This is a genomic window from Natronobacterium gregoryi SP2 (assembly GCF_000230715.2).
Taxonomy (GTDB): Archaea; Halobacteriota; Halobacteria; order Halobacteriales; family Natrialbaceae; genus Natronobacterium; species Natronobacterium gregoryi.
In genome coordinates this window covers 1,780,813-1,796,243 of the sequence record NC_019792.1, presented here as the reverse complement: position 1 = coordinate 1,796,243, position 15,431 = coordinate 1,780,813, and the positions used below count along the sequence as shown (strand labels likewise).

General features: G+C 63.2%; 16 protein-coding genes and 1 pseudogene. 11 read left to right on the top strand and 6 right to left on the bottom strand.

Features of this window, described 5'->3' with window-relative positions; all coding sequences use genetic code 11:
• Positions 1 to 22 precede the first annotated feature (22 nt).
• The 4 genes from NATGR_RS08825 to NATGR_RS08810 all read left to right on the top strand — a co-directional run bounded on the left by NATGR_RS08825 (position 23) and on the right by NATGR_RS08810 (position 4,184).
• A complete protein-coding gene (locus NATGR_RS08825) occupies positions 23 to 1,027 on the top strand; it encodes an AAA family ATPase (protein ID WP_005578213.1) in 1,005 nt (334 codons plus the stop codon).
• 320 nt (positions 1,028 to 1,347) lie between these two features.
• Entirely contained in the window at positions 1,348 to 2,997 is a 1,650-nt protein-coding gene (locus NATGR_RS08820) for a methyl-accepting chemotaxis protein (RefSeq protein ID WP_005578214.1), read from the top strand.
• Entirely contained in the window at positions 2,994 to 3,704 is a 711-nt protein-coding gene (locus tag NATGR_RS08815) for a bacteriorhodopsin (protein ID WP_005578216.1), read from the top strand. Before NATGR_RS08820 ends, NATGR_RS08815 begins: the two co-directional genes overlap by 4 nt.
• Before the next feature lie 42 nt (positions 3,705 to 3,746).
• Complete coding sequence (locus NATGR_RS08810; protein ID WP_005578217.1) at positions 3,747 to 4,184, top strand: acyl-CoA thioesterase; 438 nt, start codon at positions 3,747 to 3,749, stop codon at positions 4,182 to 4,184.
• Between the two features lie 205 nt (positions 4,185 to 4,389).
• Here the strand turns inward: NATGR_RS08810 and NATGR_RS08805 are convergent, their stop codons facing one another.
• Positions 4,390 to 6,861, bottom strand: coding sequence for a methyl-accepting chemotaxis protein (locus NATGR_RS08805; RefSeq protein WP_005578219.1), 2,472 nt, complete (start codon positions 6,859 to 6,861; stop codon positions 4,390 to 4,392).
• Positions 6,862 to 7,464: 603 nt separating this feature from the next.
• Positions 7,465 to 8,523 (bottom strand): RNA methyltransferase, encoded by a 1,059-nt coding sequence (locus tag NATGR_RS08800; protein WP_005578220.1) that lies wholly within the window; start codon positions 8,521 to 8,523, stop codon positions 7,465 to 7,467.
• A gap of 202 nt (positions 8,524 to 8,725) precedes the next feature.
• Here NATGR_RS08800 and NATGR_RS08795 point away from each other — a divergent pair, with 202 nt between their 5' ends.
• Positions 8,726 to 9,286, top strand: coding sequence for a TATA-box-binding protein (locus NATGR_RS08795; protein ID WP_005578222.1), 561 nt, complete (start codon positions 8,726 to 8,728; stop codon positions 9,284 to 9,286).
• 154 nt (positions 9,287 to 9,440) lie between these two features.
• The gene (locus NATGR_RS08790) at positions 9,441 to 10,478 is read left to right on the top strand and encodes a potassium channel family protein (RefSeq protein ID WP_005578224.1); all 1,038 of its coding nucleotides are present in this window, start codon (positions 9,441 to 9,443) and stop codon (positions 10,476 to 10,478) included.
• On the opposite strand, the gene NATGR_RS08785 is transcribed toward NATGR_RS08790, so the two are convergent.
• Entirely contained in the window at positions 10,468 to 10,683 is a 216-nt protein-coding gene (locus NATGR_RS08785; protein ID WP_005578226.1) for a MarR family winged helix-turn-helix transcriptional regulator, read from the bottom strand. The two genes, NATGR_RS08790 and NATGR_RS08785, sit on opposite strands and share 11 nt — an antisense overlap.
• 219 nt (positions 10,684 to 10,902) lie before the next feature.
• Here NATGR_RS08785 and NATGR_RS08780 point away from each other — a divergent pair, with 219 nt between their 5' ends.
• Entirely contained in the window at positions 10,903 to 11,307 is a 405-nt protein-coding gene (locus NATGR_RS08780) for a DUF7344 domain-containing protein (RefSeq protein WP_005578228.1), read from the top strand.
• A gap of 98 nt (positions 11,308 to 11,405) precedes the next feature.
• Here NATGR_RS08780 and hisG read toward each other — a convergent pair whose 3' ends face one another.
• The gene (gene hisG / locus NATGR_RS08775; protein ID WP_005578230.1) at positions 11,406 to 12,263 is read right to left on the bottom strand and encodes an ATP phosphoribosyltransferase; all 858 of its coding nucleotides are present in this window, start codon (positions 12,261 to 12,263) and stop codon (positions 11,406 to 11,408) included.
• A 98-nt stretch (positions 12,264 to 12,361) separates the two neighbouring features.
• On the opposite strand from hisG, the gene NATGR_RS20645 reads away from it, so the two are divergent.
• From NATGR_RS20645 to NATGR_RS08765, 4 genes and pseudogenes are all read left to right on the top strand, one after another.
• On the top strand, positions 12,362 to 12,634 hold the full coding sequence (locus NATGR_RS20645; RefSeq protein WP_005578232.1) for a hypothetical protein: 273 nt from the start codon (positions 12,362 to 12,364) through the stop codon (positions 12,632 to 12,634).
• Between the two features lie 138 nt (positions 12,635 to 12,772).
• A pseudogene (locus NATGR_RS20640) lies at positions 12,773 to 13,171 on the top strand (AMP-binding protein); the annotation flags it as partial.
• A 151-nt stretch (positions 13,172 to 13,322) separates the two neighbouring features.
• Positions 13,323 to 14,141: an AMP-binding protein gene (locus NATGR_RS20635; protein WP_394295394.1), complete on the top strand. Its 819-nt coding sequence runs from the start codon at positions 13,323 to 13,325 to the stop codon at positions 14,139 to 14,141.
• Between the two features lie 169 nt (positions 14,142 to 14,310).
• The gene (locus tag NATGR_RS08765) at positions 14,311 to 14,685 is read left to right on the top strand and encodes a hypothetical protein (protein ID WP_005578238.1); all 375 of its coding nucleotides are present in this window, start codon (positions 14,311 to 14,313) and stop codon (positions 14,683 to 14,685) included.
• Between the two features lie 60 nt (positions 14,686 to 14,745).
• On the opposite strand, the gene NATGR_RS08760 is transcribed toward NATGR_RS08765, so the two are convergent.
• Positions 14,746 to 15,012, bottom strand: coding sequence for a hypothetical protein (locus tag NATGR_RS08760; protein WP_005578241.1), 267 nt, complete (start codon positions 15,010 to 15,012; stop codon positions 14,746 to 14,748).
• A gap of 2 nt (positions 15,013 to 15,014) precedes the next feature.
• The gene (locus NATGR_RS20550; RefSeq protein ID WP_231990882.1) at positions 15,015 to 15,242 is read right to left on the bottom strand and encodes a DUF411 domain-containing protein; all 228 of its coding nucleotides are present in this window, start codon (positions 15,240 to 15,242) and stop codon (positions 15,015 to 15,017) included.
• Positions 15,243 to 15,431 lie beyond the last annotated feature (189 nt).

Here is a 15,431-nt window from a genome sequence, read left to right as displayed (position 1 = left end):
GCTCCGTCCGTACGGTACCCCGATGGAAGCGCCGCTGTGGACCGACACGTACGCTCCGGAACTGTCCGAGTTGCCACAGGACGACGCTCGCGACTACCTCGAGCAAGCTGTCGACGAGCCGATGAACATCCTCCTGCAGGGACCGCCGGGAAGCGGCAAGACTGCGGCGGCGCGTGCCCTCACCCGCAAAGCGCACGACGACCCGGACAACGACCTCGTCGAGATCAACGTCGCCGACTTCTTCGGCCGCACGAAAACCGAGATCAAGAACGATCCGCGGTTCGAGCAGTTTCTCGTCGGCCGCTCACGGCTGTCCAAACGCGACATGATCAACCGCGTCCTCAAAGAGTCAGCCAGCTATTCGTCGGTCTCGGGTGAGTACAAGACGATCCTGCTGGACAACGCCGAGGACGTCCGCGAAGACTTCCAGCAGGCGCTGCGTCGAATCATGGAGAAACACCACCGGACGACGCAGTTTATGATCGCCACCCGTCAGCCGACGAAGCTCATCCCACCGATCCGCTCGCGGTGTTTCCCCGTCTCCGTTCGCTCGCCGACCAGCGACGAGATCGAGACTGTCCTGGAGCGCATCCTCGAGGCCGAAAACGCCGAGTACGACGACGACGGCCTCGAGTTCGTCGCGGGCTACGCGAACGGGAACCTCCGGCGGGCGATCCTCGCGGCCCAGACGACCGTAGAGGACGAAGGCGAGTTGACGATGACGGCGGCCTACGAGACCATCGGCGACGTCGGCATCGACGACGAGATCGAGTCGATGCTCGCAGACGCCGAGAACGGCGAGTTCACGGACGCCCGTAGCACGCTCGACGATCTGTTGATCGACGAAGGGCTAGACGGAGAGGAGGTCGTCGACGCGATACTCCGCATCGCTCGCAAGCGCTACCAGGGCGATCGTCTCGCACGACTGCATCGACTCGCGGGCGACATCGAGTTCGAGATGCACGAGGGGACGAGCGATCGAATTCACGTCTCGCGGTTGCTGTCAGAACTGGGCCGGAAGAGCTAGTACGGTCCCAAGTGTGGACCGACTAGTTGAGAGTTGGCCCAAACCGATCACGATTCTCGATCAGAAGTACAGCGCACTAGCCAAAGTAGACTTGGGACGCTACTAGTGGCGGGCCAAGCCTGAACTGATGAGTGAAACCGAATGCGGTCGTCTGGGTTCACTCAGCAGTCGACGCTTGGTGGAGTACTAGCTCCGAGTGTCGACGCAAGTAGAGACAACGACAAGCTAGACGGGTGAACTGTATTTCAGTGTGAACGTTCGTTCGGGCCTAACAATGCGGCCAGTACCACTATACGTGGCTACTGTGCGTATAAAAGCACATGAACGTCGCACGACTTCTACTCCCCGGGCGAGCCCGGCGGAGTTACACCGCGAAACTAGGAGCGATCTTTGCGCTCGTGATCGCGGTAACGATCGGGTTTGGAGGAGCGGTCTATCTCGAGATCACGGCCGCACTCGCCGACGATCCGGCTGTTGTCGGCGAAGTTGCAGTCTCGGGGATTCTCGGACTGATCGTACTGACGGTGATCAATCTCGGCCTGGTCGCGGCGACGGTCGGCGGCAACACCGTCGCGTCGCTGTCCTCGCTGTCGACCAAAGCGAGTCGCATGGGCGAGGGGGAACTGGGCGTCGACCTCGAGACGCGCCGCGAAGACGAGATCGGCGACCTCTACGACTCTTTCGACGAGATGCGTGACTCGCTGCGGGAGTCGATCGAAACCGCAGAACGGGAACGGACGCGAGCCGAAGAGGCTCTCGACGAAGCCGAGACCGAACGGGAGCGTGCCGAAGCAGCCCGCGAAGAAGTCGAGCGCGAACGCGAGCGACTCGAGGAGATCAACGAGGAACTGGAACGAGAAGCAGAGCGGTTCAGCGACGTGATGGCGGCCTGCGCCGAAGGTGACTTTACGCGGCGACTCGAGGCTCGCAGCGACAACGACGCCATGGAGTCGATCGCGGCGTCGTTCAACGAGATGATGGGGGGAATCGAGGAACTGGTCGGCCGGATCGACCGGTTCGCGGTCGAGGTTTCAGAGAGCAGCCAGCAGGTTCGGGAAAACGCCGAACACGTACTCGATGCGACCGAGGACGTCAACGAGACGATCCAGGAGATTTCAAGCGGCGCGAGTAACCAGACCGAGAACATCCAGGAGATCGCCCACGAGATGGACGACATCTCGGCGACGACCGAAGAGATGGCCGCGAGTGCGACCGAGGTTGCAAAGACCTCCCAGAAGGCAGCGAGTGCCGGCGAGACAGGACGTGCAACAGCCGAAGAAGCGATCGAGGAGATGAACGAGGTCGAGTCCCAGACGGAGGAAGCCGTCGACGCGATCGAGGCGCTGTACGAGGAAACCCAACAGATCGGCGAGGTAACCGAACTGATCGCCGACGTCGCCGAACAGACGAACTTGCTGGCGCTGAACGCTTCGATCGAGGCCGCACACGCCGACCAGTCGGGCGACGGGTTCGCAGTCGTCGCAAGCGAGGTGAAGTCGCTGGCCGAAGAGACCAAGCAGGCGACCGACGAGATCGACGACCTGATCGGGCGCATCCAGGAGCAGTCACAGGAGACCGTCGAAGACATCCGGGCGACCAGCGACCGGATCTCGCGGGGCGTCGAGACGGTCGAGGAGACGGTTAACTCGCTCGAACGAATCGTCGAGGCCGTCGAGGAGGCGAACACGGGCATTCAGGAGATAAACGAGTCGACCGACGTCCAGGCCCGCTCGGCCCAGCAGGTAGTCAACATGACCGACGACGTGGCGGCAGTCTCCGAAGAAACCGCGGCCGAGGCCGAAAACGTCGCGAACGCCGCCGAGACCCAGGCCGACTCCGTCCGAGACGTCTTCCAGCGGGTCGACGACCTCGCCGACGAGGCGGATTCGCTGCTCGAGGTGTTACAAGATACCGACGTGTCGCGATCGAGCGACGGTGCTGTGGGAACGGTGACGGGTGATGCGGTATGATCGGCGTGACAACCTGGTTCGCACTCGGAACGCTTGGCATGCTCGCCGGAACGATCGCGTTCGTCTGGCGTGGACTCTCGGCCGATAGCGACTACCTGCAGTATTACGCGATCCTCGCGGCGATCAGCCTGATCGCGACGATCGCATACGCCGTGATGGCGATGGGAGAGGGGTGGCTCGAGGTCGACGACCGCGTCGTCTTCATTCCGCGGTACGTCGACTGGATTCTGACGACGCCGCTGTTGCTCGCGTTTCTCGGCATGTTGGCGGACGTCGACCGCGACTTCCTGTATAAAGTCGTCGCCGTCAACACGGTCGTCATGGTCTCTGGATTCGTCGCGGCCGCAATCTCACCGAGCTGGCGGTTCGGACTGTTCGGTCTCGGTGGAATCGCGTACGTCGTCCTGGTGTACATGGTTCTGGGGACGATGACTGAACGAGCACGCGAACGGGATTCGGGAACCCAGTCGCTGTTTACGAGTCTGCGCAATCTCACGCTCGTCCTCTGGACGATCTATCCCGTCGTCTGGCTGCTCGGGCCAGCCGGCTACGCTCTGCTGACGCCGACCGTCGACATCATGCTGATCGCCTACCTCGATCTGCTCACGAAGGTCGGCTTCGGCCTGATCGCGATCAACGCAAGCGCCGTCATCGAGACAGAGTACGAGACGACGAGACTCGAAGGAGGCACCGAACAGCCGTCCTGACCGTCCCACGTTTTTTTCGCCGCTCCGCGCCCAGTGGTAGCTATGCCGACTGTCCTCGAGACGTACATCGAGAACCGGTTTCGCGTCCAGCCAAACCACGCGAACAACAACGACACGCTCCACGGCGGCAACCTCATGAAGTGGCTCGACGAGGTCGCCGCGATGTCGGCGATGCGCTTTGCCGGCGAGACCTGTGTCACCGCGCAGGTGAACGAACTCGACTTCGAGCAACCGATTGGGATCGGTGACACCGCGCTGATAGAGGCATACGTCTACGATTCCGGCCGGACCAGCGTTCACGTCGCCTTGCGAGCGTGGCGCGAGGAACCGCGCAGCGGCGAGGCCGAAAAGACCACCGAATCGTCGTTCACCTTCGTCGCGATCGACGAGGACGGAGCGCCCGTACCAGTCCCCGACCTGACCGTCGAGAGCGAGGAAGGCAAGCGGTTGCGCGAGCGAGCACTCGAGGCGGAGTACTGACGGTCGCCGAACTCGCATCGCCAGCGCCACGGAACGCCTTCGCAGACGGGTTACGGTATTTAACACAGCAGTCACTGCTGGGCCGGTACTGGATTCGGTTTCGCACGCCATCGTCAGGCGAGAGCGTAGCGAAAGCTGTGGATCTCGAGCAAGCGACGAAACACAGTCGATCTGCACGCCGACTGGCGGGCGAGCGGTCGACGGTCTACTCCGTTCGCGGGCCGGACTCGGGTGTGACGAGATCGGCGTCGAGGTCGTCGCCGCTGTCGTCGGGATCGGTGGAAGCCGCGTCGACCTCGAATGCATCCAGTGAGGTGCGTAGTTCGTCGGCCATCTCGGCCAGCGAGTGAGCGCCAGACGACACTTCCGAAATCGACGCAGTCTGTTCTTCGACTGCCGCAGCGACTGTTTCGGTCTCGTCTCTGGTCTCCTGGCTGATCCCTGTGGCTTCGTCGACCATCGTCACCACCCGCTCACTCGCTCGGGCCTGCTCGTCGGTCGCGTCGTTGATCGACTGAATGCTCTCGTTTGCGGTCTCGACCTGGTCGGTGATGGTGTCGATTGCCTCGATTCCCTCGTCGACGGCCGCCGCGCCGGCGTCGACTTGCTCGCGCATCCGGTCGATTTCGTCGACCGTTTCGTCGACCGACGACTGTACCTCACTGATCAATTCGTCGACCTGCTGGGTCGCGTCGCCGGTCTCTTCGGCCAGCGACTTCACCTCGTTGGCGACCACCGAGAAGCCGTCCCCACTCTCACCCGCACCCGCCGCCTCGATAGAGGCGTTCAACGCCAACAGGTTCGTCTGCTCGGCGATGTCGTCGATCAGTTCGACAATCTCGCTGATTTCGTCCATTCCCGACTCGAGTTCGGCCACTCGTTCGGTAATCGCCGCGGTGCGCTTTTCGAGTTCGTCCATCTCGTCGCGAATCTTCCCCGAAGCGTCGCCGGCAACGTCGGCTTGCTCGGCGGCATGACCGGAGACGGTAGCGACGTCGTCGGCAGTAGAGGCGATCTCCTCGATGGTCGCCGAGAGGTCGTTCATCTCGCCGTTGACCTCCTGGAATCGGTCGCTCTGGTCGGCTACCGCCGAGGCGATCTCTTCGGTCGAGCGACTCACGTCATCGCTGGCCCGCTCGATCTCGCCGACCCGTTCGGTCACGTCCGCGCTCGTGCGGTCGACCGCTTCGGCCAACTGTTGGACGTCGACGAGCGTCTGCTCGAGATCCGCGAGCATCCCGTTGAACGCAGTCGCGATCTCGGCAAGCGCCTCGTTGCTGACGTTCTCGTCGAGTCGCTGCGTGAAATCACCGGCGGCGGCCTCGCTCATCACGCTAGCGAACTCGCTGGCCGTCCGCTCGAGGCCCTCGGCGAGTTGCTCGGCCTCCTCTCGCGCCTCGGCCGCCTCTTTCTGGGCGGTCTCGGCTTCGACTTTCGATTGCTCGAGATCGTCGATATACTGTTCGAGGTCGGCCCGCATCGTCTCCAACGAATCGCCGAGCCTGCCGGGGACCTCGGTCCGGAGTGCGGGATCGTCGAACTCCTGTCGAGCGATGGCATCGGCCTGGTCCGCGGCGGTTTCGAGGTACTGACGGATGCCGTCGAAAGAGTGACGGACCTGGCCGACCTCGTCGATCCGGCTGTCGTCTTCGATCTCGATCACCGTGTCGCCGTTCGAAAGCGCTGCTGCATTATCGGCGAGGTCGTCCATCGCCTGGGCAGTCGATCGGCCGATAGTCGCACCGACGGCGATCAGTCCCGTCAGTGAGACCATGATCAAGAGGCCAAGCGACGTCGCCACGTCCTCAGTGAGCGCGTAGGCTTCGTCCTGCGGTGCGTGGGACATGAGTACCCAGTCGGTGCCGTCCACCCACGCGTAGGCAATCACCTCGTCGGTGGCAGGGTCGTCGCCAACACCAGACGTACCGATTCCAGTCTCGAGCGCGTCGTTGAAGACGGGATGCTCGAGTCCGCCCCGGTAGGTCGTGAGGATAGCGTCCCCGTCTTCGGCCATCAGGACAGTGGCTTCGGGGTCGACGACCTGCGTATAGCCACCCTCGACCGGGTTGTGAACGGCACTGGCGATGTCCGCAACTGCCACCTCGACCATCACAGCACCGCTTTCGTCGCCGTCGATCGAACTGAGAAACGCCACGAGGGACACCCCATCACGATCGTACGTGTCCGTGTACGTCGTCTCGGCGTCGAACGAGCCGTCGTAGTCGGTGTCAGTGATCTCCCCATTCGATCGGAAGTGAAACTCGAGACCGAGGTCCCGCACGTCGGTCCCGACGGCCTCCTGATTCGAGCTGTGTGTAAGCGTGTCGGTTTCAAAGTCGAGATAGTGAACGCCGTGGACGTCCATATTCTCCTGTTCCTCGGTGAGCGTGGCCTCGAGTGCCGCGTCGGAACCGCCTGCGACGACCTGGTACGACGCCAGCATCTGGGTCATCTGCTCGTGAGTGTCGATCCAGGTCGCAAGCTCGTCTGCCTCGTCTTCGGCAGTCAGGATGAGTTCGTCCTGTGTGTCGGCCGTAATCTGGCCCGTAATGTCGACGTAGAAGAACAGTCCAACAGCTCCCGTCAACAGAAGAATAACGAGAATCACCACTCCGAACTTTGCGACGTAGCTCTCACGCACCCGATCGGGAACGAACTGCTCGATAGCTGAAGGCATTTCCGGAAAATGTCTCCATTAGATAAAGTAATTTGTGGCACCCCTATAGAAAACCCCAGAGGCGTGTTTTCAAGCATAATAGAAAGTATGTTATATAGACATTAGTGGCCCCCAGTTGCAAACTCGAGAAACGAACAGGGAGCGGTGAGACCGTCCTATACGACTCACAAATCTGCCTAGTGGCGGGCCAAGCCTGAACTGATGGGTCGAATCTGGCGGTGTGACCCGATTCGACCCGTCAGTCGACGGTTGGGACGGTACTAGTACTGTCCCAAGCGTTGACCGACTAGTTGAGAGTTGGCCCAAACCGATCACGATTCTCGATCAGAAGTGGAGTACACTAGTCAGAGTAGACTTGGGACGCTACTAGTACTCCGCCAAGCGTCGACTGATGAGTGAAACCAGACGACCGCATTCGGTTTCACTCATCCGTTCAGGCTTGGCCCGCCACTAGTACCGTTTCAATCGTCGGCTGCTGTGTCGACCCGGCCGACACGGCTGGGTTCACCCCAGCAGTTCGGGCTCGAACCGCCACGAGACGCGGCAGACAGTGAGAGCTAGAAGGACAAGACGGGCAAGTGAAACCACTCGAAGCGGATCGTGTTACGCTTCGTCACCAGAAAGTACCAGCACGTACCGCGTCAGCGACCGATGGACGCGGCGTTCGAATGATGCCTCGAGTTCCCACCCCGCCTCCCGCGCTTCGCTGGCCCACGATCGATCTGCCACGACGACCGCACGCGAGGCGACGCGTCGCGCCTCCGAGAGCGCGCCGGCGACGAGGTCCTCGAGTCGGTGGGAGTCGATCTTCGACTGTCGACCGTAGGGGGCGTCGAAGACGACGCCGTCGACGGCGTCGTCGGCCAGCGGAAGTCGGGTTGCGTCGCCGCGACCGACCGCCCACGAGCCGCGTTCGACGCCGGCCGGCGAAGGCGCGTCGACCTCGAGGAAGTGCTCGAGGTTCTCGCAAGCGCCATTGGTCATCTTCCATTGGGCGTCGGTGCCGATCACGTCCGCGCCGACGAGTCCGGCCTCGACGAGGACGCCGCCCGTTCCGCACATCGGATCGAGAATCGTCGCTTTCGGTCGGGCTCCGGCGACGTTCGCGATCGCGCGTGCGAGTAATGGGTCCATGCTACCGGGCTGGAAGAAGGGTTTGTCCGTCGGCGCGCGGGTGCCGAAGTCCCGAACGCTTTCGGCCGCGAGCCAGCCCAGCGCACAGACCGAGACGCGATCACCGCGGCCGTCGTCGACCGTGGGGACGCGTCCCTCCGAGAACGTCGCGCGCAGGACGTGATCGGGCTCGTCGAGGTCGACCGAAAACCCACGGTCGACGAGCACCCGGCCCAGCGCGCGCTCGACGCGTTCCGTACTGACGCCCGTCGACCCGTGGACGTCGGTCGCACGCACGGCGATAGTGCCCTCGCGGTCTGAATCGAGTGACGCGGCCTCGAGCAAGGCCTGTGCGCTCTCGGGGTCGGCGTCCGTCCGGCCGACGAGGTCGCTCGCGCGGTGGGTGTAGGCAAGTCCGCGGACGCGCTCGGGAGAAACGGCGTTCGCAAGGGCCAGACCGGGCGCTATCGGACGAACGTCGGCCGCGGCGCTTGCAGCCTCCTGGAGCGCGAACGCCTCGTTCTCGCCGCCGAGCTCGAGCAGATACACGATCGATCCTCGTCGTGGGCCGCGTATGAGCCTGCCGTTTTCGGGTGCTCGACGCTCGACCCACGCCATAAAATCTCTGCCAGAGAGTACAGAGACGGCCCGAGACACCGCTTCTCTCGAGGTACGTCTGTTCCACGAACCGGATATATCAGGCCGCGTCACCAACCTTTATAAACCTTAAATACGTCTTTTTAAACGACTAATGACGGATCCCAAGGACACCATCAACATCGAAAACGTGGTGGCGTCGACCGGTATCGGCCAGGAACTCGACCTCCAGAGCGTCGCGATGGACCTCGAGGGGGCCGACTACGACCCCGAGCAGTTCCCCGGTCTCGTCTACCGCACCCAGAATCCCAAGTCCGCTGCACTGATCTTCCGATCCGGGAAGATCGTCTGTACCGGAGCGAAAAGTACCGACGATGTCCACGAGAGCCTTCGCATCGTCTTCGACAAGCTCCGTGAACTCCAGATCCAGGTCAACGAGGACCCCGAGATCGTCGTCCAGAACATCGTCACCTCGGCCGATCTCGGACGGAACCTCAACCTGAACGCCATCGCGATCGGTCTCGGCCTCGAGAACATCGAGTACGAACCCGAGCAGTTCCCCGGCCTCGTCTACCGCCTGGACGACCCCGAAGTCGTCGCGCTGCTGTTTGGCTCCGGTAAACTGGTCATCACCGGCGGCAAGAAACCCGAGGACGCCGAACACGCCGTCGACAAGATCGTCACTCGACTCGAAGATCTCGGTCTGCTCGAGTAACCGTCTCGTTTTCCGTTCGGCTGCCGATCCTCCAGCGTCGGCACCACCCAGATTTCGCCGTTGGCGTCGGTCCACGTAACCGTCCGCGAGTCCGACCGATCGCTGACTTCGCCGGGCCGTCGTTGACGGACCTCGATCCCGTAAGATGGGAGACATGCAACCACTGTCTCTGTTCGCGGGGGCTGTCGTACTCCTCGCGGTGATCGTGGACATCCTCTGGACGACGCTGTGGGTCGACGGCGGCTCCGGACCGCTATCCGGCCGGCTGACGACGACGGTCTGGCAGGGCCTTCGCCTGGGAAGTCGGGACGACTCCCGTGCACTCAGCCTCGCTGGGCCGCTCATTCTCGCGCTCACGCTTGCGCTGTGGATCGCGCTGCTGTGGATCGGCTGGACGCTGCTTTTCGCCGGCGGGAGAGTGGCCCTTGTCAGCGCCCACACCGGCGAGCCAGCGGACTGGTCGGGCTATCTCTACTACGTCGCCTACACCATGTTCACCAACGGGAACGGCGACTACACGCCCACGAGCGCGACCTGGGAGCTCGCCAGTTCGTTCACGACCGCGACCGGCATGGCATTCGTCACGCTCGGCGTCTCCTACGTCCTCGCCGTCCTGGGTGCGGTCTCGGAGAAACGGTCGTTCGCCAGCGACGTCACCGGCCTCGGCAAACGAAGCGAAGCGTTCGTCCGCACCAGCTGGAACGAGAACACCCGGACGAACGGGGACGACCCGCTCGATGGCCTCGACCTGCCACTCGAGTCGATGGCCTCGCAACTGTCGCTGCTCGCGGAGCAACACAAGTCCTACCCGATCCTCCACTACTACCACAGCGAGAGCGGCGACGAGGCCTCGGCGATGGCCGTCCCGATCTTAGACGAAGCCCTGACGCTGTACCGCTACGGACTACCCGACGACGAGGGTCTCGACCCAGCGCTCGTCGAGAACGCCCGCTCGAGCACCGAAAGCTACCTCGAGACGCTAGACGCGGCGTTTATCGAACCGTCCGAAGAGCCCCCGCCCGAACCCGACCTCGACCGCCTCCGCAAAGAGGGAGTGCCGACTGTCTCCGACGAGGCGTTTGCTACCTCGCTCGAGGATCTCTCCGACCGCCGGCGGAAACTGCTGGGAATCGTTCGAGCCGACGCCTGGGAGTGGCCGCCCGGCGACGACGAGGACGGCGTCACCCGGTGAGCGTCCGCAGGTGCTCCCGGCCGTCCTCGGTGAGAACGTAGGTGTCTGCCGTCGTTCGGCGGACGTAGCCGTCCGAGCAAAGGTCGTCACAGGACTGGGTGATCGTGATCGGGTGGGCGTCGAGTTCGGCTGCAAGCACCGTCACTCGCACGGGTCCGTGTTCGTCGAGCGCCGCGAGCAGCGCTCGGTCGGGACAGCTCACCATGCGTTGTCACCGATGGCAGACGACACAGGCTATCATAGTGGTTTCGATGGGGCCGGTCTTGCAGCCGAAGAAAAGACTGGTAATCCGGTTTTACCAAACCGTCGACGCGAGTAGTATCGTTCGTCGCTCCTGAACTCGGCGAGATCGAACGAAACTGTCAGTGAGCGTCGAAACGGGGTGGCGACTTTATCCGTTCGTCGCCGTGACCCTTCGACGCCCATGACGCTCCATCTGGACCGACCAGTCCCTCCCGAAACCAGTGTCACCGACGTTCTTCCGCCCGCTCGAGACCAACTCCGTCACGCGCTCGAGAACGACCGGCGTCGGATGGTGCTGCGCTCGATTCTCGAGGCCAACGAACCGATCACAGTCGGGGCCCTCGCCGGGCAACTCGCCGACGACGAGAGCGACCCAACGCTCGTCACGACGCTGCTCGAGCGACGCCAGCGCGTCTACGTCACTCTGCGACGGACTCACCTCCCGTTGCTCGAGTCCTGTAGCCTCGTCGTCTACGACCGGGAACGCGGCGTCGTCTCGCCCGGCCGAGAGCTGTCGACGCTCGAGTCGCTGTTGGCAGGTGAGGAGACGCCACTCGAAAGCGCCAAAGAGAGCACGACCCGGTAGCGACGACGAGTCGGTCCGGAACAGGAAGGCGAGAGAAGCGCCACCGTCAGGACGGATACAAGCAGCCAGGACACTTGGCTCCATCGAGCGAGCGTGTCCTACTCGACCAGCCGCTCGATTTCGGTCACCAGCACGTCGCTTGCGCCCGCGTTCTTGACCTCCGTGATCGTCTCGAAGACGTCGTGCTCGTCGACGACCGCGTGGACAGCGACTTTGCCGTCGTCGTCTTCGTCCGCGATGTCCATCACCGTCGGCCCACCCATTCCCGGGATGACGTCTCGAACGTCGTCGAGTCGACCACCGGGAACGTTCATCATCAGGTAACGCTTGCCCTCGGCCTGTTTGACCGAGGCCAGCGCGGTCCGTACCTCTTCGACTTTCGGCTCCTCCAGAACGTCCTCCCGGGCAAAGAGTCGGACGGAACTCGAGAGCACCTCCTCGACGACCGCCAGCCGGTTCATCTTCAGCGTCGTCCCCGTGCTAGTGATGTCGACGATGGCGTCTGCCATCTCGACGTGTGGCGTGAGTTCGGTCGCACCGGTTACCTCGACGACGTCGGGATCGACGCCGCTCTCGGCGAAGAAGTTCCGTGTGATGTTCGGAAACTCGGTCGCGACGGTCCCACCTTCGAGGTCCGCGACTGTCTCGATGTCGCCGTCTTCGGGGGCAGCGAGGACGAGCCTGCAGGACCCGAACTCGAGATCCAACAGTTCGGCGACGCTTTCGACGCGAGCCTCTCGAATCTGGTCGTACCCGGTGATCCCCATATCCGCCGCGCCGTCGGCGACGTACTCCGGGATGTCCGCCGCACGGGCAAAGAGGACGGAGACGTCGGAGTCGACGGTGTCGGCGTACAACTTCCGGTCGGCACCGTTCTCGAGATGAAGCCCCGCCCGCTCGAGAAGGTCGATCGTCGGCTCGTGCAGGCGGCCCTTGTTGGGAACGGCGATTCGCATTTCTCGATCGTTCGTGGCGGGCAGACAACTGTCTTTCCATGTCGCGACGACGTCGATACCGAATCGTCCACAACGCTCAGGTACGACGGCGTCGGTCTATGGTCGAGAACGGCTTCACCAGCCCGTCGGAGACGCGTCGTCCCCCGTCGGCGTTTGGCCGGGACACGACCGTCACCGATCCGGATCTCCACGAGCGGTTCGACCGCGAGTGGGCCGATTGCTGGGCCGAGACAGCCGACCTGCTCGAGTGGGACGAGCCCGACGACACCCTCCTCGAGGACGACGACGCGCCGTTTTGCAGCGATACAGCGAGAGTGCCTCGGGGCTTGACCTCGAGGTACTTCATCGGTGGTTCGTCGGCGGGCGACTGAACGCGGTCGAGAACTGCGTCGACCGTCACGTCGACGCCGGCAGGAAGAACCAGGTCGTGCTCAGGTAGGAGGAAACGCGGCGAGCGACGGAGTTACACCTACCTCGACCTCCACCGCGAGGCACAGGCCGTCGCGGCCGCCCTGGGCGATCTGGGCGTCGAAGAAGATGGCGTCGTCACGCTCTACCTGCCGTCGATCCCCGAGTTGCCGATCACGATGCTCGTCTGTGCCCGGATCGGTGCGTTACACACCGTCGTCTTCGCCGGCTTCTCGCCGGACGCGCTCGTCACCTGCGACGGCTACTTCCGCGAGGAAACCGCGATCGGCCAGAAACGGAAAGCGGACGCGGCACGCGCCTCGCTCTCGGAGTCGATACCCACCGTCGTCGTCGACCGACTGGGGGCGAGCCACGAGACGCAACTGGGCGAGAACCAGTACGACTACGGGACGCTGGTCGAGCGGTTCGCCGGGACGGCGGTGCCGGCAGTCTCGAGGGCGTCGATCGATCCGCTCTTTCACATCCACACGTCGGTAACGACCGGCGAGCCCGAACGGATAACCCACGCGACGGCCGGCTACCTCGCGGGGACGACCTGGACGGCGTGGAAGTGTTCGACACCACTACCGGGACGATCCGGACTTCCAGAAGTGGGGTCAGAAGTCCCCCGACCAGCACGACCTCACGTCGCTGCGCCTGCTCGGCACCGTCGGCGAACCGATCGAATCCGACACCTGGGAGTGGTACTACGAACACGTCGGCGACGGGGAGTGTCCGATCGTCGACACCTGGTGGCAGACCGAGACCGGGAGCGTCCTGCTGTCGACCGTGCCCGGCGTCGACGAGATGAAACCGGGTGCCGTCGGGCCGGCGCTACCCGGAATCGAGGCCGCAGTCGTCGACGAGCACGGCCGGGAACTCCCCCCGGGAGAGCCGGGCTGTCTCGCGATCACGCGCCCCTGGCCCTCGATGCTCGTCCCCCACGACGACGACCGCTACTGGCTGCTCGCGGAGTACTGGGAGGAGTTCTCCGACCGGCGAGCCGACACCTGGCAATACTTCACCGGGGACCGCGCCGTCGTCGACGAGGACGGCTACGTCACCGTCATCGGTCGCGCCGACGACGTCGTTACGCTCGGCAATCGGCGTCTCGGAACGGCCGAAATCGAGGCCGCGATCACCGCCGTCGACGGCGTCACCGAGGCCGCTGCGGTCGCCGGCGGCACCGACGAAACCGAACTCTACGTCTTCGCGACCGCCGAACAGGACTCGAGAAGCGAGGCCGAACTACGCGAAGCGATCGAGGACGCGATCCTCGACCGCATCGGACAGTTCGCCAGGCCAGCAGCCGTCGTGTTCACGCCCGAACTCCCCGAAACCCACACCGGGAAGACCATGTACCGGGTGCTCAAGGGGATCGTCGACGACGAACCGCTCGAGGAGAGTACGCCGCTTCGCAACCCCGCGATCGTCGGCGAACTGGCGACGGTGTGGAATCGGTCGGACTGACGATCAGATCGACAGTTCCGCGCGTCGCAGTAGTTGCGCGTTGATCGCGACGATCCCGTACTTGCAGATATCAACAACACCTGATCGGCGCTGACAGGTTAGTCAGGAACTAACGCAATCAGTAATTTCTCGTCAGGAAATTATTGTTCATTGGAACTATGTGGAGAGTATGGCCCAAAAACAAGGCGACAAAACTGAACTGCAGCGCGATATCTTGCTCACGTGGTACGAGAACCCGGACGCGACGAAGAAAGAGATCGCCGAGGCGTGCGATTGTTCGGCGTCGTACGTGAGCAACGTAACCAACAGGTTCGACAATTACGATCACATGGAGGCGATGCTGGACCGCCAGGACAAGGAACTCGAGGAGATGTTCGGCGACGATATCTTCAGCAGTATACCGGACGCAAGCGGCCCCTCTGGTCCCGGGCTTATCGAGATCTACAGCCAGCAACCGGACAACGTCGCAGGCTACCTCGTGCGTGGTGTGATTCTGGCGTTCATGCTCTTTATCTTCTACCAGATGGCACTCGTTTTGATCTGAGTGAGACGGCCGACCGATGATTCGTGGCTCCGTCGATAGTCGAGTAGCAGTCTCTGGACTCTACTTGTCGTCAGTGTCGTCAGCGTGCATCCGAACGACGTTCAGATGCATCGCGTGCAGGTGCGTCCCGATCCCGAACAGCAACAACCCCAGGCCGACGAACAGCGACGGCATCACGAGCACGTCGTAGACCGCTCCGTACTCGGGCACCGCGAGTACGGCCATCCCCGCGAAAAACGTCACGAGGATCACGCCGAATCCGGCCTGCAGGAACCGGTAACAGGTTCGCGTATCCGCGAACAGGCGCGATCGGTATAGTTCGACCATCGCTATATCTCCGCGTACACCGCCGGTTCCCCGCCGTCCCCGAATTCGTACACCGTCCACTCCCCGTCTTTCTCGCCGCCCATCCCCGGCGATCCGGCGGGCATTCCGGGAAGCGCGACTCCCGTCACCTCGTCTTCGAGCGCCGACGCGACGACTGCGACCGGCATGTGTCCCTCGACGATCGTCCCGTTGAGGTCGATAGTGTGACAGCTCTGGAGGGGTTCTGCGATCCCGTACTCGGCCTTGACAGCCGCGAGATCGTCGGTGGTGACGGTCTCGAGGTCGCCCTCGAGGTGGTCCGCGAGGTAGTCGGCGTAGACGTCACAGCAGTCGCAGTTCGGCCCCTGGTACTGGGTCGCCGAGGCGACGGCGAGCGTCTCGTCGGTCGCCCACTCGTCGGTGTTGTCGCCGAGACAGCC

Excerpts from the sequence above, each read along its gene's own strand:
- NATGR_RS08825 (WP_005578213.1), top strand. The coding sequence starts at position 23 with ATGGAAGCGCCGCTGTGGACCGACACGTACGCTCCGGAACTGTCCGAG.
- NATGR_RS08820 (WP_005578214.1), top strand. The coding sequence starts at position 1,348 with ATGAACGTCGCACGACTTCTACTCCCCGGGCGAGCCCGGCGGAGTTAC.
- NATGR_RS08815 (WP_005578216.1), top strand. The coding sequence starts at position 2,994 with ATGATCGGCGTGACAACCTGGTTCGCACTCGGAACGCTTGGCATGCTC.
- NATGR_RS08810 (WP_005578217.1), top strand. The coding sequence starts at position 3,747 with ATGCCGACTGTCCTCGAGACGTACATCGAGAACCGGTTTCGCGTCCAG.
- NATGR_RS08805 (WP_005578219.1), bottom strand. The coding sequence starts at position 6,861 with ATGCCTTCAGCTATCGAGCAGTTCGTTCCCGATCGGGTGCGTGAGAGC.
- NATGR_RS08795 (WP_005578222.1), top strand. The coding sequence starts at position 8,726 with ATGACGGATCCCAAGGACACCATCAACATCGAAAACGTGGTGGCGTCG.
- NATGR_RS08790 (WP_005578224.1), top strand. The coding sequence starts at position 9,441 with ATGCAACCACTGTCTCTGTTCGCGGGGGCTGTCGTACTCCTCGCGGTG.
- NATGR_RS08785 (WP_005578226.1), bottom strand. The coding sequence starts at position 10,683 with ATGGTGAGCTGTCCCGACCGAGCGCTGCTCGCGGCGCTCGACGAACAC.
- NATGR_RS08780 (WP_005578228.1), top strand. The coding sequence starts at position 10,903 with ATGACGCTCCATCTGGACCGACCAGTCCCTCCCGAAACCAGTGTCACC.
- hisG (WP_005578230.1), bottom strand. The coding sequence starts at position 12,263 with ATGCGAATCGCCGTTCCCAACAAGGGCCGCCTGCACGAGCCGACGATC.
- NATGR_RS20645 (WP_005578232.1), top strand. The coding sequence starts at position 12,362 with ATGGTCGAGAACGGCTTCACCAGCCCGTCGGAGACGCGTCGTCCCCCG.
- NATGR_RS08765 (WP_005578238.1), top strand. The coding sequence starts at position 14,311 with ATGGCCCAAAAACAAGGCGACAAAACTGAACTGCAGCGCGATATCTTG.
- NATGR_RS08760 (WP_005578241.1), bottom strand. The coding sequence starts at position 15,012 with ATGGTCGAACTATACCGATCGCGCCTGTTCGCGGATACGCGAACCTGT.